The organism is Kitasatospora sp. NPDC059571 (genome assembly GCF_042735675.1).
In the GTDB taxonomy this organism is placed as follows: domain Bacteria; phylum Actinomycetota; class Actinomycetes; order Streptomycetales; family Streptomycetaceae; genus Kitasatospora.
On record NZ_JBHWBW010000534.1, the window covers coordinates 2938 to 5144 of the forward strand.

Below are 2207 nucleotides of genomic sequence, written 5' to 3' on the forward strand. Positions count from 1 at the left end.
GCGCGGGTCCCGGCCCCCCCCCACCCGGGGGCCCCGCCGGCCCGGCGCGGCCGCCCTCTCGCGTCAACGGCGGGAATCAGCCGAGCTGCTGCTCGATCGCGCGCAGCTTGCGCTCCAGCGAGTCGAGCTTCGGCATCGACAGGGTGTCGTCGTCCAGCGTCAGATCGATGCTGGACGAGGCCGAGCTGCTGCCGACGGCGGCCCGGGGGCGGCGGCCGGCGGTGAGGGCGGCGGGCTCCAGCGCGGAGGGGCCGACCTTGGCCATCGGGTCCTCGTCGGCTAGAGCAGGCTCCGTAGCGGAGTCGCCCGCGGAGGACGCGGTCAGCGCCGGCACCTGGCGGCCGCCGCGGGAGCGGCTCAGCACACCGCCGTGGGAGCGGGCGATCGCCTTCAGCTCGGCCCGCTCGCGGCGGTCGGCCACCCGGGCCCGCTGCTTGGCGTCGATCTTCGCCTGGCGCTCCTCGCGCACCTCCTCGACGGCCTCGTCCAGGCTGCGCACGTTCTCCAGCAGCATCAGCGACCAGGCCGCGTAGGTCTCGCGGGGCGCGCGCAGCCAGCGCACGATCCGGATCTGCGGCAGCGGGCGCGGGATCAGGCCCTGCTCGCGCAGCGCCGCCCGGCGGGTCTGCTTGAGCGCGCGGTCGAACAGCACGGCGGCCGAGATGGACATACCGGCGAAGAACTGCGGCGCACCGTCGTGCACCCCGCCGCGCGGCGCGTGCACCCAGTTGAACCAGGCCGACGCCACCGCGAACAGCCACACCAGCAGGCGCGAACCGAGCGCCGCGTCACCGTGGCTGGCCTCGCGCACCGCGAGCACCGAGCAGAACATCGCCGCGCCGTCCAGGCCGAACGGCACCAGGTACTCCCAGCCGCCGGACAGGTTGAGGTTCTCCTGGCCGAAGCCCACGAGACCGTGGAAGGAGAGTGCCGCGGCGACACCGGCGCAGCAGAACAGCAGCACGTAGGAGGCACCGCCGTAGACGGCCTCCTTGCGGCGCCGCCGCTCCTCGCTGCGCTCCCACGAGTCGGCGGACTCGTCGGGCTTGTTGTTCTTCACGCGGAGCACCGCCAGCAGGACGGCGGTGAACAGCAGGGCCGCGGCGCCGATCACGGCCCAGACCAGCTGTATGGAGGAGAGGTTCATCGTGGGTTGGGCCTCGAATTCCGCAGGGCAGGGGGATGGGGTCGCTCCTGCACAGGCGGCGGATCGGGCGGGCGGATCCTGACGTAGCGTCGCGGACGCCGCTGCACGCGGGCCGCCGGGGACGCCTGTGCGGGCATGACGATATCGCGTCCGGGGGAGCGGCATCGTACGGGAGTGGCGGATCCGTCGCCAACGGAGGGACTGACGGTGACTCATCGTCGACGGTGGGGTATGGCTCTGATGGGACGATACGGGGACGATGAACGCCGACGGCGGCCGTCCGGCGGCCGGCCGAGCAGGGGGAGGGTACACGCACGATGGTCTCGGTCTGGGAGTTCCTGAAGGGCGACCGGAACAGCGTCGACTCCGGCGGCCAGTTCAAGGTGACGCTGACGAAGTCCCAGCCCCAGCACGCGCTGACCGGGGCCGCCGCCACCACCGGCAACCTGTACGTCAACCTGCACTGGACCACCCGGACGGTCGAGCGTCCGGGGGCCGGCGGCGCGCTGCGCCGCCGGTTCGACCTGCGGAACCTGCGGCCGATGGCCCCGGAGGCCTTCGACACCGCGCCGGTCAGCGTCGACCTCGACCTGGCCTGCATGTACGAGCTCGCGGACGGCAGCAGGGGTGTCGTCCAGCCGCTCGGCGGGCTCTTCGGTGACCTCGCCCGGCCGCCGTACATCAAGCTCAGCGGCGACGACGTGTACGGTGCGCCGTCCGGCGAGACGATGTACGTCAACCTGGAGAAGAAGGACCAGTTCCGGCGGCTGCTGATATTCGTCTACATCTACGACGACACCCCGGCCTTCGACCGCACCCACGCCACGGTCACCATCGTGCCGCCGAGCGGCCCGCGGATCGAGATCAAGCTCGACGAGCGGGCGGCCGCGGCGCGCTCCTGCGCGGTGGTGCTGATCGAGAACGCCGGGGACAACCAGCTCACCGTCCGCCGCGAGGTGCGGTACGTGCACGGCTTCCAGTCGGACCTGGACCGGCTGTACGGCTTCGGGATGCAGTGGCAGCGCGGCTACAAGCGGCCGTCCGGCCCGGCCGCCTGAGC

At 72.6% G+C, this 2207-nt stretch carries 2 protein-coding genes; one reads left to right on the forward strand and one right to left on the reverse strand.

Annotated features, from left to right (window positions below; genetic code table 11):
- Positions 1–76: 76 nt before the first annotated feature.
- The gene (locus tag ACFV0G_RS34885) at positions 77–1147 is read right to left on the reverse strand and encodes a DUF2637 domain-containing protein (RefSeq protein ID WP_380556644.1); all 1071 of its coding nucleotides are present in this window, start codon (positions 1145–1147) and stop codon (positions 77–79) included.
- 317 nt (positions 1148–1464) lie between these two features.
- On the opposite strand from ACFV0G_RS34885, the gene ACFV0G_RS34890 reads away from it, so the two are divergent.
- Complete coding sequence (locus tag ACFV0G_RS34890) at positions 1465–2205, forward strand: Tellurium resistance (protein WP_380556646.1); 741 nt, start codon at positions 1465–1467, stop codon at positions 2203–2205.
- Positions 2206–2207: the final 2 nt, after the last annotated feature.

Bases quoted from the DNA above. Each gene is read 5' to 3' on its own strand.
- ACFV0G_RS34885 (WP_380556644.1), bottom strand. From the start codon at position 1,147: ATGAACCTCTCCTCCATACAGCTGGTCTGGGCCGTGATCGGCGCCGCG.
- ACFV0G_RS34890 (WP_380556646.1), top strand. From the start codon at position 1,465: ATGGTCTCGGTCTGGGAGTTCCTGAAGGGCGACCGGAACAGCGTCGAC.